This is a genomic window from Pseudoalteromonas sp. BZK2 (assembly GCF_014349195.1).
In the GTDB taxonomy this organism is placed as follows: Bacteria; Pseudomonadota; Gammaproteobacteria; order Enterobacterales; family Alteromonadaceae; genus Pseudoalteromonas; species Pseudoalteromonas simplex.
Window position 1 is genome coordinate 211911 of sequence record NZ_JACSOG010000001.1, and the last position, 18465, is coordinate 230375.

Annotated in this window: 16 protein-coding genes and 1 riboswitch; of the genes, 7 read left to right on the forward strand and 9 right to left on the reverse strand. The window is 41.3% G+C overall.

Annotated elements, in window-relative coordinates; all coding sequences use genetic code 11:
* The first annotated feature begins 8 nt into the window (after nt 1-8).
* The 3 genes from BIZ38_RS00880 to BIZ38_RS00890 all read left to right on the forward strand — a co-directional run bounded on the left by BIZ38_RS00880 (nt 9) and on the right by BIZ38_RS00890 (nt 3409).
* Nucleotides 9-872 (forward strand): D-Ala-D-Ala carboxypeptidase family metallohydrolase, encoded by an 864-nt coding sequence (locus tag BIZ38_RS00880; protein WP_187489300.1) that lies wholly within the window; start codon nt 9-11, stop codon nt 870-872.
* A gap of 70 nt (nt 873-942) precedes the next feature.
* Entirely contained in the window at nt 943-1944 is a 1002-nt protein-coding gene (locus BIZ38_RS00885) for an alpha/beta hydrolase (RefSeq protein ID WP_187489301.1), read from the forward strand.
* 22 nt (nt 1945-1966) lie between these two features.
* A complete protein-coding gene (locus tag BIZ38_RS00890) occupies nt 1967-3409 on the forward strand; it encodes a serine hydrolase domain-containing protein (protein ID WP_187489302.1) in 1443 nt (480 codons plus the stop codon).
* 49 nt (nt 3410-3458) lie between these two features.
* On the opposite strand, the gene ribB is transcribed toward BIZ38_RS00890, so the two are convergent.
* Nucleotides 3459-4112 (reverse strand): 3,4-dihydroxy-2-butanone-4-phosphate synthase, encoded by a 654-nt coding sequence (gene ribB / locus BIZ38_RS00895; protein ID WP_316247561.1) that lies wholly within the window; start codon nt 4110-4112, stop codon nt 3459-3461.
* 106 nt (nt 4113-4218) lie between these two features.
* Nucleotides 4219-4366, reverse strand: a riboswitch (FMN riboswitch).
* A 47-nt stretch (nt 4367-4413) separates the two neighbouring features.
* Complete coding sequence (locus tag BIZ38_RS00900) at nt 4414-5352, reverse strand: LysR family transcriptional regulator (protein ID WP_187489303.1); 939 nt, start codon at nt 5350-5352, stop codon at nt 4414-4416.
* Between the two features lie 102 nt (nt 5353-5454).
* Between BIZ38_RS00900 and BIZ38_RS00905 the strand changes: the two genes are divergently transcribed.
* Nucleotides 5455-6111 (forward strand): nitroreductase family protein, encoded by a 657-nt coding sequence (locus BIZ38_RS00905; RefSeq protein ID WP_054551938.1) that lies wholly within the window; start codon nt 5455-5457, stop codon nt 6109-6111.
* Nucleotides 6112-6183: 72 nt separating this feature from the next.
* Here the strand turns inward: BIZ38_RS00905 and BIZ38_RS00910 are convergent, their stop codons facing one another.
* The 6 genes from BIZ38_RS00910 to dapB form a co-directional block, all read right to left on the reverse strand.
* Nucleotides 6184-6585: a hypothetical protein gene (locus BIZ38_RS00910; protein ID WP_187489304.1), complete on the reverse strand. Its 402-nt coding sequence runs from the start codon at nt 6583-6585 to the stop codon at nt 6184-6186.
* A gap of 57 nt (nt 6586-6642) precedes the next feature.
* Nucleotides 6643-7686: a S66 peptidase family protein gene (locus BIZ38_RS00915; RefSeq protein ID WP_187489305.1), complete on the reverse strand. Its 1044-nt coding sequence runs from the start codon at nt 7684-7686 to the stop codon at nt 6643-6645.
* 117 nt (nt 7687-7803) lie between these two features.
* Nucleotides 7804-8280, reverse strand: coding sequence for a transcription elongation factor GreA (greA, locus tag BIZ38_RS00920; RefSeq protein WP_054551507.1), 477 nt, complete (start codon nt 8278-8280; stop codon nt 7804-7806).
* A gap of 51 nt (nt 8281-8331) precedes the next feature.
* Nucleotides 8332-11550, reverse strand: coding sequence for a carbamoyl-phosphate synthase large subunit (carB, locus tag BIZ38_RS00925; RefSeq protein WP_138600477.1), 3219 nt, complete (start codon nt 11548-11550; stop codon nt 8332-8334).
* A gap of 16 nt (nt 11551-11566) precedes the next feature.
* On the reverse strand, nt 11567-12703 hold the full coding sequence (gene carA / locus BIZ38_RS00930; RefSeq protein WP_187489306.1) for a glutamine-hydrolyzing carbamoyl-phosphate synthase small subunit: 1137 nt from the start codon (nt 12701-12703) through the stop codon (nt 11567-11569).
* Between the two features lie 207 nt (nt 12704-12910).
* On the reverse strand, nt 12911-13708 hold the full coding sequence (gene dapB / locus BIZ38_RS00935; protein ID WP_138615973.1) for a 4-hydroxy-tetrahydrodipicolinate reductase: 798 nt from the start codon (nt 13706-13708) through the stop codon (nt 12911-12913).
* Between the two features lie 289 nt (nt 13709-13997).
* Between dapB and BIZ38_RS00940 the strand changes: the two genes are divergently transcribed.
* Together BIZ38_RS00940 and BIZ38_RS00945 are read left to right on the forward strand one after the other, a co-directional pair.
* Nucleotides 13998-15311, forward strand: a complete 1314-nt coding sequence (locus tag BIZ38_RS00940) for a Na+/H+ antiporter NhaC family protein (protein WP_187489346.1) — start codon at nt 13998-14000, stop codon at nt 15309-15311.
* A gap of 93 nt (nt 15312-15404) precedes the next feature.
* A complete protein-coding gene (locus tag BIZ38_RS00945; RefSeq protein WP_054551512.1) occupies nt 15405-16187 on the forward strand; it encodes an outer membrane protein OmpK in 783 nt (260 codons plus the stop codon).
* A gap of 68 nt (nt 16188-16255) precedes the next feature.
* Here BIZ38_RS00945 and BIZ38_RS00950 read toward each other — a convergent pair whose 3' ends face one another.
* Nucleotides 16256-17053 carry a M48 family metallopeptidase gene (locus tag BIZ38_RS00950; RefSeq protein ID WP_187489307.1) on the reverse strand — a complete coding sequence of 266 codons (798 nt, stop codon included), beginning with the start codon at nt 17051-17053 and terminating at the stop codon, nt 16256-16258.
* 192 nt (nt 17054-17245) lie between these two features.
* Between BIZ38_RS00950 and BIZ38_RS00955 the strand changes: the two genes are divergently transcribed.
* A complete protein-coding gene (locus BIZ38_RS00955) occupies nt 17246-18445 on the forward strand; it encodes a Bcr/CflA family efflux MFS transporter (protein WP_187489308.1) in 1200 nt (399 codons plus the stop codon).
* Nucleotides 18446-18465 lie beyond the last annotated feature (20 nt).

Genomic DNA, 18465 nt, shown 5'->3' on the forward strand with positions numbered 1-18465 from the left:
AGGTCACTATGTATTTCAGCCGTATTATTTTTAGTGTGTGCTTAGCGTTAACTACATGTTCTGTTGCTGCCATTGAATTAACTGACTCGCTGCACAGCCTTGTACTTGATGCAAAACAAGTGCTAACACTTGATAACACGGCTGACTTTACAGCGACTGCGGTTTCAGATGTTGAGACAGAGCGATTAGGGCCAAATAGCATTGCCGTTTATGCCCCAGAAAATGCAGGGTTTTATAGCCTAGTACTGAGTAACAACAAAACGAGCAAACGCTTACTCGTTATAGTGAAAAAACCATTCAATGCTAACAATAAGCAATTAAATAATTACCAAATCGGCCTCTACCCTGCGCCTTATAAAGGCTATACACAATACAGTGCGCCAAACGGGTTTATAGAAGTTTTTGAGAAAGACTTATCACGCCAGCTGACTCCTCATGTGCAAGTTAAAAATGTAATTTGTAAGCAAGTGAGTGGCTTTCCAAAATACCTTTATGTCAACAACGATGGCTTGATGATGCTCGAAGATCTGCTCTCGTTTATACAAAATGAAGGGATTAAAGTCAGCAAATTTGCCTTTATCAGCGGCTATAGAACACCCCACTACAATCGCTCAATTGGTAATGGCAAACACAGCCGACACCAATACGGCGATGCCTTTGACCTATATATAGATGAAGATGGTGATGGCCGAATGGATGATTTAAATGGCGATGGCAAACTAACGATTGCTGATGTTGACGTGCTTTATAAAGTGTTTGAAAAGTTCCAAAAACACAGTCGCTATAATGGCGGTATTGGTCGCTATAAACCTGCCTCCCATCACGGTGGTTTTGTTCACATAGATAACCGAGGATTTACCGCTAGGTGGTAATACAATCCTCTTACAACCCTTGTTCAAATATTATCCGATTGCATTATTGCCGCTTGATTGGTAAGTTGTTGTGATTAATGGAAATACTACAATAACAACAAAGGGAATTATGCGCTTTATCCTCTGCATTTTTTATATTTCAGTCCTCAGTGGTTGTCAGAGTTTTATTGCTTATCAAATCACTCAACCTGTAGAAGAGATATCTTACGGTGGCCCTGACGACCCAATGTTGAATACCGTTTACGAAGGTATACCTCACAAAACATGTAACACTATGCATAACTGTATAGCAGTTAGAATATTTTCCCATAATGATTTAATCGAATATTTTGAGCAAGGTGAACAATTTGGCATAACTTTTCAACTTAAATCTAAAGAGGAAATGGAAACATTTGAAACAACTTTGACCTCTATAAATGGTGCCAAACAGAAAAACGATTCAGCAATTATACTATTCCCAGGTTATGGTGTGAGTAGTTTGATTTATAGCTTTCAAGCCCGCTGGCTTAGCCATTTTACAGGCAAAGATGTTATCCTAATGCCTGCGAGCAATCAGTATAGTGAATTCAAATTTGGCCTAAACAGTCTTGATGTATTAAAGCATTATTTAAATACCAATCAATACCAACAAATTGATATTTTAAGTTATTCAATGGGCAGTATTGCTGCTATGCAACTTGCAAAGCAAATGCCTAATGTAAAGCAACAGATAATGGTTGCACCAATGGTGCATTTTGATACCGCATTAATGTCCGTAGCTAAAAGTTATCACCCAACCTTAAGTTACTTTATAAAAGATAATGATTTTAAAAACGCAGCAAAAAATGTAATTCAAAACAGTGCTATTGATGAAACACAGCTTGATTTAATCGCCCTACTGAACGGCAAACAATCAGCTAATAGAACCACACTCTATGTCAGTAACGCTGACCCAATAAGCCCCGCTAGTTATTGGCAAGCACTTCAAAATAAGAGTGTATCCATAGTGCATTACAGTAATTTAGACCACACCAGAATGGTAAGCCTTATCAATCAAGCCATGCGCAATGAAGTTTTACATCGATTAATGTAACCAACAAATAACAAGGAAAGCAATGAACATATTCTTTAACAAACTAAGGTTGCTTGTAGTTTTTTATTTAGTCGCAATTTCAAGCCTCGCACACAGCCAAAACATGCAAGCAGAAATGGCTGAATTTATTAATGGCTTTCATAACTTTAAGCAGTTTAATGGCAATGTGTTAGTTGCAAAGGATGGAAAAGTACTGTTTGAACAAAGCGTTGGCTATGCCAACTTTGAATGGGATATAAAACATAGTAATAAAAGTAAATTTAGAATTGGTTCAATTACCAAACAGTTTACCGCCATGTTAATTCTGCAATTGGCACAAGATGGTAAACTCAAACTCGATGATCACCTTGCAACATACCTCCCTAATTACAGACAAGATATAGCCACTAAAATTACCATTCGGCAAATACTTAATCACACCTCTGGTCTTGGTAATTATACTCAAGCAAAATCGTTTCGTGATGAGTACAGCCGAAACCCTTACAGTGTTGATGAATTTATTCGCTTATTATGTAGTGATGATCTAGTGTTCGAACCTGGCACTGAGTTTCGTTATAGCAATTCTGGCTATTTTATTTTGGGTGCGGTAATCGAAAAGGTAACAGGTCAAAAATATCAAGACGTATTACAGAAGAATATTTTAGATCCACTCGATATGAAGAATACAGGCTATGATTCTCACAATAAAATCATTAAATTTCGCGTATCGGGTTACGACAATGGCCTAGCAGGTTATAGCAATACTGATTATTTAGATATGTCTATCCCGTATGCTGCTGGGTCAATGTATTCAACAGCACGAGATTTACTAAAATGGGATCAAGCTCTCTACACAGATAAGTTATTGAACAACGAATATAAAAAACAGATGTATCAAGTTTCTGAGCAAAGAAATTATGCGCTTGGTTGGGAAGTTACAAACCTTGATAAAAGCACCTACGGAAAACCCCTAACACGTATCCAACATGGCGGTGGTATTAATGGTTTTAATGCATTTATAAGTAGAATAATCGAAGACAAATTACTGGTTATTATTTTAAATAACACCGGTGGTGCGCCACTCACACCCATGACTAATGGCTTACTTGCAATCTACTATGGCAAACCCTACGAAAAAGCGACAGAGCATGCAGATAGTAAACTTTATAACGCATTTAAACGTGAAGGTATTGCAGGACTAAAGAATAGCTATCAGCAAATGGTGAGTGAGGGTAATACGCCTAGAGAAAGGTCGCTAAACTACTTTGGCTATGAATTAATGCAGATGGATCAGCTAGACGCCGCAATCACGGTGTTTGAACTCAACAATCAATCTTATCCAGATTCAGCAAATACGTTTGACAGTTTAGGTGAAGCATATTTAGCAGCTGGTGATAAACAAAAAGCATTAGCAAGTTACAAAAGTGCGCTAAAACTTAATCCTGACAGTGAAAGTGCTAAACACGCTATTGAGAAATTACAATAAATAAAGGCCACAAGAGTGGCCTTATTTTTTTACTTACGGCTTAAAGCTTTTAGCAAGCCTGTTTTTGCGTTGCTTGGATATAGGCAACTAAATCTTCAATCGATACAACAGGCATGTTGTGCTCATTGGCAAACTTGCTTACTTCAGGCAAGCGAGCCATTGAACCATCTGGATTCGTTAATTCACAAATAACACCAAACGGTGTTAAACCCGCTAACTGCATTAAATCAACGGATGCCTCGGTATGGCCACGGCGGACTAATACACCACCCGTTTGTGCTCGCAGCCCAAACACATGTCCTGGACGAGACAAATCTTCAGGCTTTGCATTGTAAGCTGTTGCCGCTTTAATGGTGGTTACACGATCAGCTGCTGAAACGCCGGTTGTCACGCCCGTTTTAGCTTCAATGGTCACTGTATACGCTGTTTTGTTCTGGCTGGTGTTATGCTCAACCATTTGTGGTAAATCAAGCTGTTTAACACGCTCATCGCCCATGCAAAGACACACAATACCGCTGCCTTCACGGATCATCATGGCCATTTGCTCTGTGGTCAGGTGCTGTGCTGAATACACAAAATCACCTTCATTTTCACGGTTTTCGTCATCTACTACAAGTACGCCTTCACCTTGCTGCAAGGCAGCAATAGCACGTTCAACGCGTTCAAGTGGTTCGCCAAATTGGCTAAGTAAAGAAGACTGAATCATCATTTTTAATACCTATTAAATTAAATATGAAAAGATTCAGGACATTGAAAGGCACAGCAAAAAAGACCACCCGCAGGCAGCCAATTACTGTTTTATAGATAAACTATATTCTCTTTCATCCGGACTATCACCGTCGGCTCTGGCCTCTCACCAGATCTGCTGACCTTTAACCAAAGTTAAAGCGCTCGCGGGCTCACATAATTTCAAAGTATACCGCCGGTGGGGAATTTCACCCCGCCCTGAGAATGTTGCTTAATCAATAAGATGAATAAACCAAGCTATTCTATACCTAAAGTAATTAGTTATCGAGTACCCGCTTATCTAATATGCCTTTTTCAATCAGTTGATTGAGTATCGCCTTGGTTTTTTCTCGGCATATATCACGCACTAGACGAACCGCGGGTGTAATGGACTGTCGACTTGGGCATATTAGCCAAAGCTCAGCACATAAGTGAGGATAATTTTGCATCACGGGCACTACCCGCCCACTTAGTAAATCATCACTGATATCAATACATGATTTAACCGCTAGGCCTTTACCAGCCACGCACCAACGCCTTACCAAATCACCATCATTAGATGCTCGACGGCCTTGCATTTTCACCTTAAAACGCTCGGTTCCATCGGTAAATTCCCAAACATTATTGATGATATCTTGTAGTTGATAAAATAGGCCTTGATGCTGATTTAATTCATCGGGATGTGTCGGCGTGCCATGTTCGGCAATGTACTCAGGGGTTGCACATAACAGCCGCGGAACATTACAAATTTTAAAGCCATATAAATTTGAGTCGGATGGAGAGCCATACCTAAGCGCAAAATCAACGGAGTCTCGGTAAAAGTCAACATTACTATCGCTAATATGCGGGCGCATACTCAGCTTTGGATATTCATCAAGTAACTCATCTAACCATGGGATAATGATGTTGCGGCCTAAATCTGAAGATAATGCGACTCTTAGTTCTCCTTCAATTTCATCATGCTCACCTTTTAACGCGAGTGTGGCTTGGTCTAGCATGAGCACTGCTTGCTGACACTGAGGTAAAAAGCGCTCCCCTGCCGCAGATAAACGCAAATGACGAGTAGTTCTAACAAATAACTCAGCCCCCAGCGCTGCTTCAACACGTTTAATTGCCGCACTGGCGGTAGCAGCTCGCATGTCTAATTTGGCTGCCGCGGTTGTAATACTGCGAAATTCAGCCACCTTGAGGATTAATTTAAGATCTTCAACCAGCATATTAACTAAAAATTTTTGATAATGTTTATTCGATTATGCGCTTTATCGTAAAGTATGCAAGGCGTAAACTGCACCTAATTGTTATACATGCGGGAGCAAATCATGACACACCCAATCATTTCTGACTTACAACGCCGTTATACTAGTAAACGTTACGACGCTTCAAAACAAATTAGCCAAGCAGACTTAGCTGTAATTTTAGAAGCATTACGTTTATCGCCATCGTCTATTAATTCTCAACCATGGAAGTTTGTGGTCATTGAATCAGAGCAAGGTAAACAGCGTCTGCATGATAGTTTTGCAAATAAGTTTCAGTTTAACCAAGTTCATGCAAAAGCGGCATCACACACCATTTTATTTGCTTATAACCCAAGCTATAAACGTGCTGATTATGAAAAAGTAATTGATGCCGATATTGCTAATGGCCGTACAAAAGCAGAAAACAAAGAGCAAGCATTTGGCGCCTTCGCCTTTGTTGATTTAAATACTGATGAGCAAGGTGTTAACGCTGCTTGGACTAAAGCGCAAACCTACATTGCCTTAGGTAATACCATGCATACAGTGGCTCGTTTAGGTTTAGACTCAACACCGATGGAAGGTGTCGATAAAGACTTACTCGGTGAGCTTTTTGCAGATGAATTAGGCGACTATGTTTGTGAGGTGGCACTCGCTATTGGTTATCACGAGCCAGAGCAAGATTATAATGCTGCATTACCAAAATCGCGTTTAGATAAAAATTCTGTAATTAAGATTGTTTAACAAACCTTAATAGTTACGCCTTTTAATGTAGGCGTAACTTTAAATGGCTATTATAAATGAGCTTATAAGCTTTTAATCAGATAGAAACTGCCTATACACTTTTTCATCCAAGCCTAAATTAGGGCAAACCAAGGTTTTATCCTTCACCTTTGATAATGATAGTGTTTCATTATTAACAATAACAGCTTGATATTCTAGTGAACAGTTATCTTCTTTTGTTACGGACCATCTCGACAGCTTATCTAACGGTGATGGTGCCCCAGAAATAATATAAACCTCTGTTTCACCATATTTCTTAAAATTCAATAAATTATCATGAACTTTCACTAAACTGCATGGAGTAATTAACCCCAGTTTTTTTTCTGTGTTATTTAACTTCACTATACAACTTTCAGAATTTACATAAAGAGCACTTTTCGCAGTTGAACAGGACAAAAGTAATATCATGCCAAGCAATAATAATTTTACTTTCACACTAATATCTCCCAAAACCAAACTTGGTCACCTAGTTCTAGCCAATCAGAGCTTCCTTTAATTACATATTGTCTTCACAACCACATTACTCGCCATACCTTCACACAAATCTGCAGTTATTGTGGCAACAGCACCATTAATTAATGCTAAATTAGGGGCTACGTGGCCAATGTCGGCATCAACAATAACTGGGAACAAATTGCCTTTAAATGCGAGCTCTATTGCTTGGTATTCATCAAAGTAGCAGTCGTTATTAATTGCAGGGCTGCGGCCGAATACCACCGCATTTACATCAGTAAAAACATCATTCAACTTTAACGATAACAAACAACGTGCAAGGGCCATTGGACCGAGCTCTGCATTTTCTAGGTATAAAATTAACCCCTCTGGTGCATACTGTTTTTTAAACTCATGCAATGCATAGTAATTAGAGGGTAACAACAGACCTAAGGTATCTAAACAGCCGCCAATTAAGCGACCAGACACTTCAATTTGGCGTTTATCTTTATAGTTAATACAGCGCCATTGGCTAGGAGCAGTATAGTCAAATTGAGCCTCAGGCTTAGCTTTATAATCAATTTGCTTTTGCTGATAAAAAGGCGAAGCAACTTGATGCAATTGCTGTTTTTCTTCAAGTGACATGGCACTGAATATATTTGCTAAATAAACATCGGGATCGTCAGGGTGAATTTGCATTAAATTCGCAGCGTGCAAGGTTGCCCAGCCACAACGAGTGGTTAATGCACATGCAAACGTGCTGATATCTGAAAAGCCAACCAACCATTTAGGTTTTGCTTTACTTATCGCATTAAAATCGAGAAGCGGTAAAATTTCCATGGTGAGATCGCCCCCCCATGGCGGCATGATGGCTGCGATTGAATCATCAGTTAAATACTGCATAAGCTCATCAGCACGTTGCTTTGCACTATTGTGTGACTGACGTAAGCAGGCACCTTCAATAACAATAAAACCTTTGGCTGTTAAGCCATTAAGTACTATGTCTAAGCGCTCATGAAAGGCTTTATCAACACCTGATGAAAAAGCACATATGGCTATTTTATCACTTTGAACAAGTGGTTTAGGATACTGAATTTTCGCCATTATTACTCCTTCATTGCAACAGTTTGTAGCCAACGTACCGAATAAATCCACGCCTGTAAACAGGCATAAAAAAACCGCAGTGTGAACTGCGGTTTTTCTCAATGCTTGGTTAAGCTACTAAATATACTCAACTTCAATGATTTCGTACTCTACTTCACCGTTTGGCGTTTTAATGATAACGGCATCATCTACCTCTTTACCAATTAAACCACGCGCGATTGGTGAGTTAACAGAGATCAGGTTGTTTTTGATATCTGCTTCGTCATCGCCTACGATTTGGTATTTTACTTCAGCATCGGTTTCAACATTAACGATAGTGACCGTTGTGCCAAAAATAACTTTACCTGTGTTAGGCATTTTAGTTACATCAATGATTTGCACATTTGAAAGCTTCGCTTCAATTTCTTGAATACGGCCTTCGCAGAAACCTTGTTGCTCACGAGCAGCGTGGTATTCAGCGTTTTCTTTCAAATCACCGTGCTCACGTGCTTCAGCGATATCAGCAACGATTTTTGGACGGGTAACTGTTTTTAATTCGTTAAGTTCTTCGCGCAGTAATGCTGCACCACGAACTGTCATCGGAATTGATTGCATATTATTCTCACTTAATCCCAAGGGCGATTGCCTCGCCCTTGGCACATTTCCTTAGTTCATTCGCTGGTGTAGTTCCTGAACTGACGTCACCTTGCTACGGTCATCTGCTTGGTTTGCAGTACAGTTAGCAAATGCCGCGTTCAGAGTCGTTGTGTAGTTAGTCTTATGCTGTAACGCACCACGACGTAACACCTTCGAATCTTCAATCGCTTGGCGGCCTTCAGTAGTGTTTACAATGTAGCTGTATTCACCATTTTTAATTCTATCAAGAATATGAGGACGACCTTCGTATACTTTGTTCACGCGACGAACTGCAATACCAGCTTCTTCAAGTGCTTTTGCAGTGCCACCTGTTGCATCTAGCTCAAAACCAAGATCAGTCATGGTTTTAGCTAGTTCAACGATACGTGGTTTGTCACTGTTGCGTACCGATAGTAACGCGCGACCACCGCGTGGTAAAGTGTTGCTTGCACCTAATTGTGCTTTTGCGAATGCTTCGGCGAAAGTTTCACCAACACCCATAACTTCACCCGTTGAGCGCATTTCTGGGCCACGAATTGGGTCAACACCTTGGAACTTAGCAAATGGCAGTACCACTTCTTTTACGCTGTAGTAAGGAGGGATTACTTCTTTTGTAATACCTTGGCTTGCTAGCGACTGACCCGCCATACAACGTGCCGCTACTTTAGCAAGTGCGATACCTGTCGCTTTTGAAACGAACGGTACTGTACGCGCAGCACGTGGGTTTACTTCGATTAAGTAAACTTTACCGTCTTTCACAGCAAACTGTGTATTCATTAGACCTACTACGCCAAGCTCTAGTGCCATATCTGTCACTTGCTTACGCATTACGTCTTGTACTTCAGCAGTTAGTGAGTGAGCCGGTAATGAACACGCTGAGTCACCTGAGTGAACACCTGCTTGCTCAATGTGCTCCATGATACCACCGATGATTACTTGCTCACCGTCACAGATAGCGTCAACGTCAACTTCGATTGCGTTATCTAAGAAGTGGTCAAGTAGTACTGGCGCTTCATTTGACGCTGATACTGCTTCAGTCATGTAACGACGTAAATCGTCTTCATCATAAACCACTTCCATCGCGCGACCACCTAGTACGTACGAAGGACGTACAACCAGTGGGAAGCCAATTTCAGCAGACTTAACAATCGCTTCTTCTAATGAAGTAACCGTTGCATTCTCTGGTTGAAGAAGGTTTAGACGCTCAACAAGTTGTTGGAAACGCTCACGGTCTTCTGCACGGTCGATTGCATCTGGTGAAGTACCAATAACTGGCACGCCATTCGCTTCAAGTTCACGAGCAAGTTTCAGTGGTGTTTGACCACCGTACTGAACGATAACACCTTTTGGCTTTTCAACACGTACGATTTCTAATACATCTTCAAGCGTGATTGGCTCGAAGAATAAGCGATCAGATGTATCGTAGTCAGTCGAAACAGTTTCAGGGTTACAGTTAACCATGATTGTTTCATAGCCGTCTTCACGTAAAGCTAATGCCGCGTGAACACAACAGTAATCGAATTCGATACCTTGACCGATACGGTTAGGACCACCACCGATTACCATGATTTTATCTTTGTCAGATGGATTCGCTTCACATTCTTCATCATAAGATGAGTACATGTAAGCTGTGTCTGAGCTGAACTCTGCAGCACAGGTATCAACGCGCTTATATACAGGCACGATATCTAACTGGTGACGCTTCTTACGAATTTCTGCTTCAGAAACACCGGCAATTTCAGCGATACGCGCATCAGCAAAACCTTTACGCTTAAGCTTGCGTAAAAACTCAGCATTTAAACCAGCCATACCTACTTCGCTGATTGTTGCTTCGTCTTTTAAGATGTCTTCGATTTGTACTAGGTACCAAGGGTCAATCTTAGTTAATTCGAATACGTCTTCTACACTCATACCGTGACGCATTGCATCAGCAACGTACCAAATACGCTCAGCACCTGGCTCACGTAATTCACGGATGATTTTTTCTTTTGCTTTCGGATCATCAAGGGCAACAATTGGGTTAAAGCCCGTTGCGCCAACTTCAAGACCACGTAATGCTTTATGCAGTGATTCTTGTTGGTTACGACCAATCGCCATCACTTCACCCACAGACTTCATCTGTGTTGTAAGACGGTCGTTTGAACCTGCGAATTTTTCGAAGTTAAAACGTGGGATCTTAGTAACAACGTAGTCGATTGACGGCTCGAAAGACGCTGGTGTTTTACCGCCAGTGATGTCGTTTTGAAGCTCATCAAGGGTGTAACCTACTGCTAGTTTTGCAGCGATTTTCGCAATTGGGAAACCGGTTGCTTTTGATGCTAGTGCTGAAGAACGCGATACACGTGGGTTCATCTCGATGATAACCATACGGCCATCAACTGGATTCACACCAAACTGTACGTTTGAACCACCTGTTTCAACACCGATTTCACGAAGTACCGCCATCGATGCATTACGCATGATTTGGTATTCTTTATCAGTTAGTGTTTGCGCTGGTGCAACCGTGATTGAGTCACCAGTGTGAACACCCATAGGGTCAAAGTTTTCGATAGAACATACGATGATACAGTTGTCGTTTTTGTCACGAACAACTTCCATTTCGTACTCTTTCCAACCGATTAACGATTCGTCGATTAGAAGTTCATTTGTTGGTGATAAATCTAAACCACGCTCACAAATTTCATCAAATTCTTCTTGGTTGTATGCAACACCACCACCGGTACCACCCATAGTGAATGATGGACGAATGATACATGGGAAACCGATGCGGCTAAGTACATCGTGTGCTTCTTCCATTGAGTGAGCAATTTCTGCACGTGGACACTCAAGGCCAATGTTCTTCATTGCTACGTCAAAACGCTCACGGTTTTCAGCTTTATCGATTGCATCAGCAGTTGCACCGATTAGCTCAACACCGTGTTTTGCCAGTACGCCGTGCTTATCTAAATCAAGCGCACAGTTTAATGCTGTTTGACCACCCATAGTAGGTAGTACCGCATCTGGCTTTTCTTTTTCAATGATTTTCTCTACCACTTCCCAATGAATTGGTTCGATGTACGTCGCATCCGCCATTTCAGGGTCAGTCATGATAGTTGCAGGGTTCGAGTTTACAAGAATTACTCGAAAGCCTTCTTCTCGTAGTGCTTTACACGCTTGTGCACCAGAGTAGTCAAATTCACAAGCTTGACCGATTACGATCGGGCCCGCGCCTAAGATAAGAATGCTTTTTATGTCGGTACGTTTTGGCATTGTTACTCCGGTTAAATTAGTTAGAACGTGCTTGCATCAAGTCGATGAAGTGGTCAAATAATGGCGCCGCATCATGTGGACCTGGGCTTGCTTCAGGGTGACCTTGGAAGCTAAACGCTGGCTTGTCTGTGCGGTGAATACCTTGTAGCGTGCCATCGAATAAAGAAACGTGAGTTGCACGTAAATTCGCTGGTAATGTTGCTTCATCAGCTGCGAAACCGTGGTTTTGCGCTGTGATCATTACAACATTGCGGTCAAGGTCTTTAACTGGGTGGTTACCACCGTGGTGACCAAACTTCATTTTCACCGTTTGTGCACCTGAAGCAAGTGCAAGTAATTGGTGACCTAAACAGATACCAAAGATTGGCGTGTCTGTTTCTAGGAAAGTTTTAATTGCTTCAATCGCGTAAGTACACGGCTCAGGGTCGCCTGGGCCATTTGATAAGAAGATACCGTCTGGGTTTAATGCCAGTACGTCTTCTGCAGATGTTTGTGCAGGAACAACGGTTAATTTACAACCGCGGTCAACTAACATACGTAAGATATTACGTTTAACACCGAAGTCATAAGCAACAACGTGGAACTTCTCGTCTGCTGCTTCTAGCGTTTCAAAGCCTGAACCTAACGTCCAGCTTGATTCGCGCCACTCAAAATTTTCCTTGGTTGAGACAACTTTTGCTAAATCCATGCCTTTTAAGCCTGGGAAGGCTTGCGCAGCTTCAAGCGCTTTATTCTCATCTAACTCGTCGCCTGCAATGATACAACCATTTTGAGCGCCTTTATCACGTAAGATACGTGTTAATTTACGAGTGTCGATGTCGGCAATACCTAAGATATTGCGTTCTTTTAAGTAATCACTTAACGATTGCTCGTTACGGAAATTACTTGCTAGCAGTGGCAAATCACGGATCACTAGGCCTTTAGCCCAGATTTGACCCGCTTCTTCGTCTTCGCTGTTAGTACCCGTATTACCGATATGTGGGTACGTCAAAGTTACGATTTGTTCCGCGTATGAAGGGTCAGTCAAAATTTCTTGATAACCAGTCATAGACGTATTGAATACTACTTCACCGACTGACATGCCGTCAGCGCCGATTGCAGTACCGCGAAACACTGTGCCGTCTTCTAGGACTAACAGAGCGGATTTAGTCAAGTTAACCTCCTAACAGTAAAAAACGGGAGTAAAGTCATTTGCTCTACTGCCCGTTTAAAGCGATTGGAAACACGCATTTATGAATTTTTGGCAAATTGGCGCTATTCTACAGTAATTTAGCTTTCAGATCTAATCTTAATTAATAAAACAGTAAAAATAAGCGTTATTAACTAAAAATTCACTGAAACTGCCAAAAAAGAAACTAAACTACTTCAAGTCAAGCACATCTTGCATGTCATAAAGTCCAGCTGGTTTATTTTTCAACCAGCCCGCAGCTCTTACAGCACCTAATGCGAAGGTCATTCTTGAACTTGCTTTATGAGTTAATTCTAGCCTTTCGCCAGAAGTTGCGAAATATGCGGTGTGTTCACCTACTATATCTCCGCCTCTCATGACTGAATAACCGATTTCATTTTGCGATTTTGCGTGTTCGTCATTGCTTCTATCAAAACGCGCGACTTCATCATGCTGCCAGCCTTTTGCCTCAGCAATTGCTTCACCAATTGCCAATGCAGTTCCTGATGGCGCATCGATTTTATGACGATGATGAGCTTCAAATATTTCGATATCCATATCATCGCCAAACTTCACAGCCGCAGTCTGCACTAAGTTAAGCAGTAAATTCACGCCTACGCTATAGTTGCGGGCAAAAACAATCGGAATGTGTTTCGCGGCTTCATTAAGGGCATCAAGATCATCTTGGTTAAGGCCCGTAGTACCAATTACCATGGCGATATTTTTTTCGACCGCAGTTTTCAGGTGGTTGCGCATGCCTTGAGGTAAGGTGAAATCTATCAATACATCTGCATCTTTTACGTCTGTTTCTTTACTAAATGATACATCTGCTGATGCAGCGCTGTTTAATTGATTAACCGCACTATCTAAAAGTGGTGAGTTTTCGCGTACGTACGCGCCCGTTAATGTTGCGTCATCTTTTTTTGAGACAGCTTCTAAAAGTGCAAGTCCCATGCGGCCGTTTGCGCCAAATACACCTATGCGGTTCATATAGTTACCTTATCTATTCTTCTTAGCTGGCTGGATTTTATCGAAAACTCATGTAATAGTCAGGTTAGCTTATAAAAAATACAGAGCTAATTTTAGATTTATTAATAGAACAACAATAATAACAGATAGTCTTTGCATTTAGCCATCTATACATTTAAACTTCTTTCTTTGCGCCGATTTGGTCTTTGGCTTGCGGGCGCTGTTGTTGTCTTTCATTGTTTAAGACAGCGACTAAATACAGCTAAAAGAAGTGTTTGGCTGTGTTATTGGTTATCTAACGAGGAATATGATGCAGCCATCATTTAATAAAACAAAAGCAAAACTTTCTTTGCTGCCGCTTTTGGTGTTTGTCGGCTTATTTTTAGGCGCAGGCTTATACTTACAGTCTCAAGGTGTCGATTACGCCTTCTATCAATTGCCTGCTCCTGTGGCAATTTTGCCAGCCATCATGTTGGCATTTATCTTAAATAAAAATACCATCAACCACAGTGTTGAAACCTTTATTAAAGGCGCTGGCCATAGCAACATCATCACTATGTGTTTGATTTATCTGCTTGCCGGTGCATTTTCTGCAGTTGCTGGTGCAACCGGTGGTGTTGATGCCGTTGTTAATGCCGGTTTATCACTTATTCCGCCAGCTCTGTTACTACCTGGATTATTTTTAATTGCTGCGGTTGTGTCGACTGCGATGGGCACTTCAATGGGTACTATCGGTGCGATTGGCCCAATTGCTTATGCCGTTGCCCAAAAAACAGGCATTGATCCATCTCTGATGGCAGGCACGATTGTATCGGGTGCCATGTTTGGCGATAACTTATCAATCATCTCTGACACAACTATTGCTGCAACCCGCACGCAAGGCTGTGAAATGAAAGATAAATTCCGTGAGAACTTAAAAATCGCCTTACCTGCTGCGGCATTAACTATCGGCTTATTATTCTTCTTAACCCCTGCAGCAGAAGCTGTAGAGACACAAGACTTCGATATTTTATTAGTGTTACCTTATGCCTTTATCTTAGTGCTCGCGGTAATGGGCTTTAACGTATTCGTGGTGCTGTTTAGTGGTATTATCTTTGCCGCACTCATGGGCTTTACTGGCAGCTATGAAGGTGCAAGCTTTGTTAAAGATATTTATAAAGGCTTTACTGATATGCAGGAAATCTTCTTGCTATCGATGTTTATTGGTGGCCTTTCAGAGTTTATCCGTATTAATGGGGGCCTTGATTATATTGCTAACAAAATTCAAGCAATTACAAAAATCATTGCAAAATGGCACCGTAAAGTTGCGGATCAATTAGGGATTGCAGCACTGGTTATGACCAGTAACTTATGTATCGCTAATAATACCGTGTCTATTATAGTTTCAGGCCCGATTGCTAAAAAATTAGCGGATGATGGTGAAATTACAGGCAAGCGTTCAGCAAGCTTACTTGATATTTTTGCTTGTGTTACGCAAGGCTCGTTGCCGTATGGCGCACAAGCACTTCTACTGGGCGCAACCTTCAAAATTAGTCCGTGGGAAGTTTCTACCTCATCTTACTACTGCTTTATTCTTGCCTTTACTGCCGTTGCAGTAATTTGCTTACGCCGGAATAAAGCATAAGTTAAATAATTTTTTCTCTCGATACGCCCAAATATGGGCGTATCTGCTATAATCCTCACTTTATATCCCCCATTACACCATCAATATTGAGATATGAACTTGAAAAAGATCCTTTCTGTTGCTGCGCTTTGTGCAGTAAGTACTTCGAGCTATGCCGCTAATTGGAGCTCTACGCAATTACACGTTAATAACGGTGAACACAAAAACCCGTTTTCATTGACTAAGTCAAACACCACGGTTGTATCACTACAGCATGCGTCTGGTTATGACTATGGCGACAACTTCTTTTTTATTGATTACAGCAATGACGACCGTCAAGATGGTTATCAAGATAAAGACTTTTACGGCGAATGGTATTCAACATTCAGCTTATCAAAAATCTCTGGCAGTGATTTCTCATACGGCGCAATTACTGATGTAGGTTTAACGGCAGGTTTTAATGCCGCAGGCGATTCGAAAGTTCTTAAGTATTTACCGGGTGTAAAACTAAGCTGGCAAGCACCGGGCTTTAGCTTTTTATCTACTTTATTTACCGCTTACATCGATGACAGTGAAGGCGTAGCACGCGGTGGTGCTCCAACTGAAACAAACAGCTGGATGATTGATGTTGCTTGGGGCTACCCATTCACTATTGGCTCACAAAAGTTCAACGTAACAGGCCATGTTGAATACATTGCAGAGCGTGAAAATGAATTTGGCGAAGATGTTAAAGCGTGGATTTTAGCGCAGCCAATCATTACGTGGGATTTAGGTCACGCAATGAGCATGAAAGAAAACACCTTACTGCTAGGCCTTGAGTGGCAATACTGGCACAACAAGCTAGGTACAGACACAACTGAGTCAGTACCACAACTTCACGTTGAGTGGACGTTCTAATAAGCTGAAAAAATTAAAGCCTGTAGTCATCACTGAGTACAGGCTTTTTTAATTTCTATAGATATTCTTTACAGTTTACACTGCGGGGTTTTACCCTTTGCTCGCGCCGCTTGTTGGGCTTTTAATGCTTCCGACATATGCTTTTGAAGCTCTTTGATGCGGTTGCCCGGTGCTGGGTGAGTCGACATAAACTCAGGTGTACCGCTACTGCCAGCTGCACTCATATTTTGCCAAAGCGACACTGATTGCTCTGGGTTAAACCCTGCTTTTGCCATTAAATCTAAGCCAACAATATCCGCTTCTGATTCATGTGAGCGGCTGAATGGTAAAACAACACCATACTGTGCGCCTAAGCCTAAGGCTTGCATAATTTCGCCACGATATTGAACATTACCCATATCAAGTGCTGCACCACCAACTTGTAGTCCTGTTTGTAACAGTGCGTTTTGTGATACACGCTCATTAGAGTGCTCAGCAATAACATGTGCAACTTCGTGACCTAGTACTGTAGCCAATTGGTCTTGGTTTACAGCGACTTTTAATAAACCTGTATGAACACCAATATACCCCCCCGGTAATGCAAATGCATTTGCTGAATCTTCTTCAAATACAACAACTTCCCAAGACTGCTTGGCATACTCTTTAGGTAAAACCGCAATAACATCATCGGCAATACACTTTACATAAGTATTAACACCTGGATCAGTATTAACAGGCTGTGTTTTTTTCATTTCAGCAAAGCTTGCTTGACCCATTTGGCTCATTTGTTGATCTGAATAAAGTGCGATTTGGGTACGTCCCGTAGGAGAGGTTTTACAGCCAGCTAAAACAGCGGTGGCTAACACTGCCATGATTAACTTTTTCATACTAGTCCTTCAAATACTTTGTGTAATTGAGGCTAATATAGCAAAGCATTGCTTAATTTTATATGAAAATGAACAATCACCCACTCAGTTGTTACCATTTAGTTAATTCTTTTACTTAGCAGGCAAACTAAGTTCACCACAGTAACTCACACTGCTACAATAGTGACCTACTATTTGATGAATGAGTAAACAATGCCTTCCCCTGAGACTTTAAATAAACGCATTTTATTACCTTTACTGGCAAGTATTGTCGCGATTACGCCTTTGGCAATTGATCTATATTTACCAGCGATGTTGGTGATTGCCAACGACTTGCAAACAACCATGCCAAATGTGCAAATATCACTCAGCATTTATTTAGCAGGTTATGCTCTTGGCATGCTTTTTTTTGGCCCGATTGCCGATGAGCTTGGTAGACGATTACTCGCTAAGGTGGGTTTAGCGCTATTTGGTATTAGCTCATTAGCACTGGCATTTTGTACTAACATCGAATTATTTTGGTCTTTAAGAGCGGTCCAAGCATTCACTGGCGCTGCTGCAACCGTTGTAGTGCCGGGTATTATTCGTCATATTTACCGAGAGAACACAGCCAAAGGCATGTCTTATGTCTCGATGATCATGATGGTTGCCCCGTTAATTGCTCCTACTCTAGGCTCATTGATCATGGGTATTTCGACATGGCAGGTTATTTTTATTGCATTGGCGGCCTACAGTTTCGCTATTTTAGCCTTGGTGCAAATTCATTTAATCGATATTCCAATCTTTAAGAGTCAGCAACGTGGCTTGGCATTGTTCTTTAATAGCTATAAAACGGTATTTTCACGCCGCAGTGCCCTTGCCGATATTGCCAGCTCAATGTTTGCCTCATTCGCATTCTTTTGCTTTTTAACATCGGTACCTTATGTATACCTCGATTTCTTCAAAGTAGATGAGCAATTGTTCGGTGTGTTATTCGCCTTTAACGTGTTGGCTTTAATGTTCGGTAACTTTATGAATACACGTTTAGTGCCGCGCTTGGGTTCTCGTAAACTGTTATTTATTGGGCTAGGTATTGGCTTTGTGTCTGGTGGGGCATTGTTGTTATTCAGTGTGATGCATCTATCACTGTATTTTATCGTTGCCACCATCGCACCATTGATGATGAGCTTGGGTATTGTCGCGAGTAATGCAGACTCATTAATACTGATGCAATTTGAGGAAAAATCAGGCACTGCAACAGCTGTTATTGGTACCCTGAGATTCGGCAGTGGCGCTTTAGTTGGGCCTATCCTTGCCTTTGTTCACCCACAAAGCGCCATTCCATTTTCTGCTATGATGTTCAGCGCACTGATACTTATCTTACTCGTGCAGCTTTGGCATCGAAAATTGGACAAAAAAAATGCCTGTAATTAACAGGCATTTTTTTATTTTTC

What these genes read in the sequence shown, in the direction of transcription:
- BIZ38_RS00880 (WP_187489300.1), top strand. Translation starts at nt 9, where the DNA reads ATGTATTTCAGCCGTATTATTTTTAGTGTGTGCTTAGCGTTAACTACA.
- BIZ38_RS00890 (WP_187489302.1), top strand. Translation starts at nt 1,967, where the DNA reads ATGAACATATTCTTTAACAAACTAAGGTTGCTTGTAGTTTTTTATTTA.
- BIZ38_RS00900 (WP_187489303.1), bottom strand. Translation starts at nt 5,352, where the DNA reads ATGCTGGTTGAAGATCTTAAATTAATCCTCAAGGTGGCTGAATTTCGC.
- BIZ38_RS00905 (WP_054551938.1), top strand. Translation starts at nt 5,455, where the DNA reads ATGACACACCCAATCATTTCTGACTTACAACGCCGTTATACTAGTAAA.
- BIZ38_RS00915 (WP_187489305.1), bottom strand. Translation starts at nt 7,686, where the DNA reads ATGGCGAAAATTCAGTATCCTAAACCACTTGTTCAAAGTGATAAAATA.
- greA (WP_054551507.1), bottom strand. Translation starts at nt 8,280, where the DNA reads ATGCAATCAATTCCGATGACAGTTCGTGGTGCAGCATTACTGCGCGAA.
- carB (WP_138600477.1), bottom strand. Translation starts at nt 11,550, where the DNA reads ATGCCAAAACGTACCGACATAAAAAGCATTCTTATCTTAGGCGCGGGC.
- dapB (WP_138615973.1), bottom strand. Translation starts at nt 13,708, where the DNA reads ATGAACCGCATAGGTGTATTTGGCGCAAACGGCCGCATGGGACTTGCA.
- BIZ38_RS00940 (WP_187489346.1), top strand. Translation starts at nt 13,998, where the DNA reads ATGCAGCCATCATTTAATAAAACAAAAGCAAAACTTTCTTTGCTGCCG.
- BIZ38_RS00945 (WP_054551512.1), top strand. Translation starts at nt 15,405, where the DNA reads ATGAACTTGAAAAAGATCCTTTCTGTTGCTGCGCTTTGTGCAGTAAGT.
- BIZ38_RS00950 (WP_187489307.1), bottom strand. Translation starts at nt 17,053, where the DNA reads ATGAAAAAGTTAATCATGGCAGTGTTAGCCACCGCTGTTTTAGCTGGC.
- BIZ38_RS00955 (WP_187489308.1), top strand. Translation starts at nt 17,246, where the DNA reads ATGCCTTCCCCTGAGACTTTAAATAAACGCATTTTATTACCTTTACTG.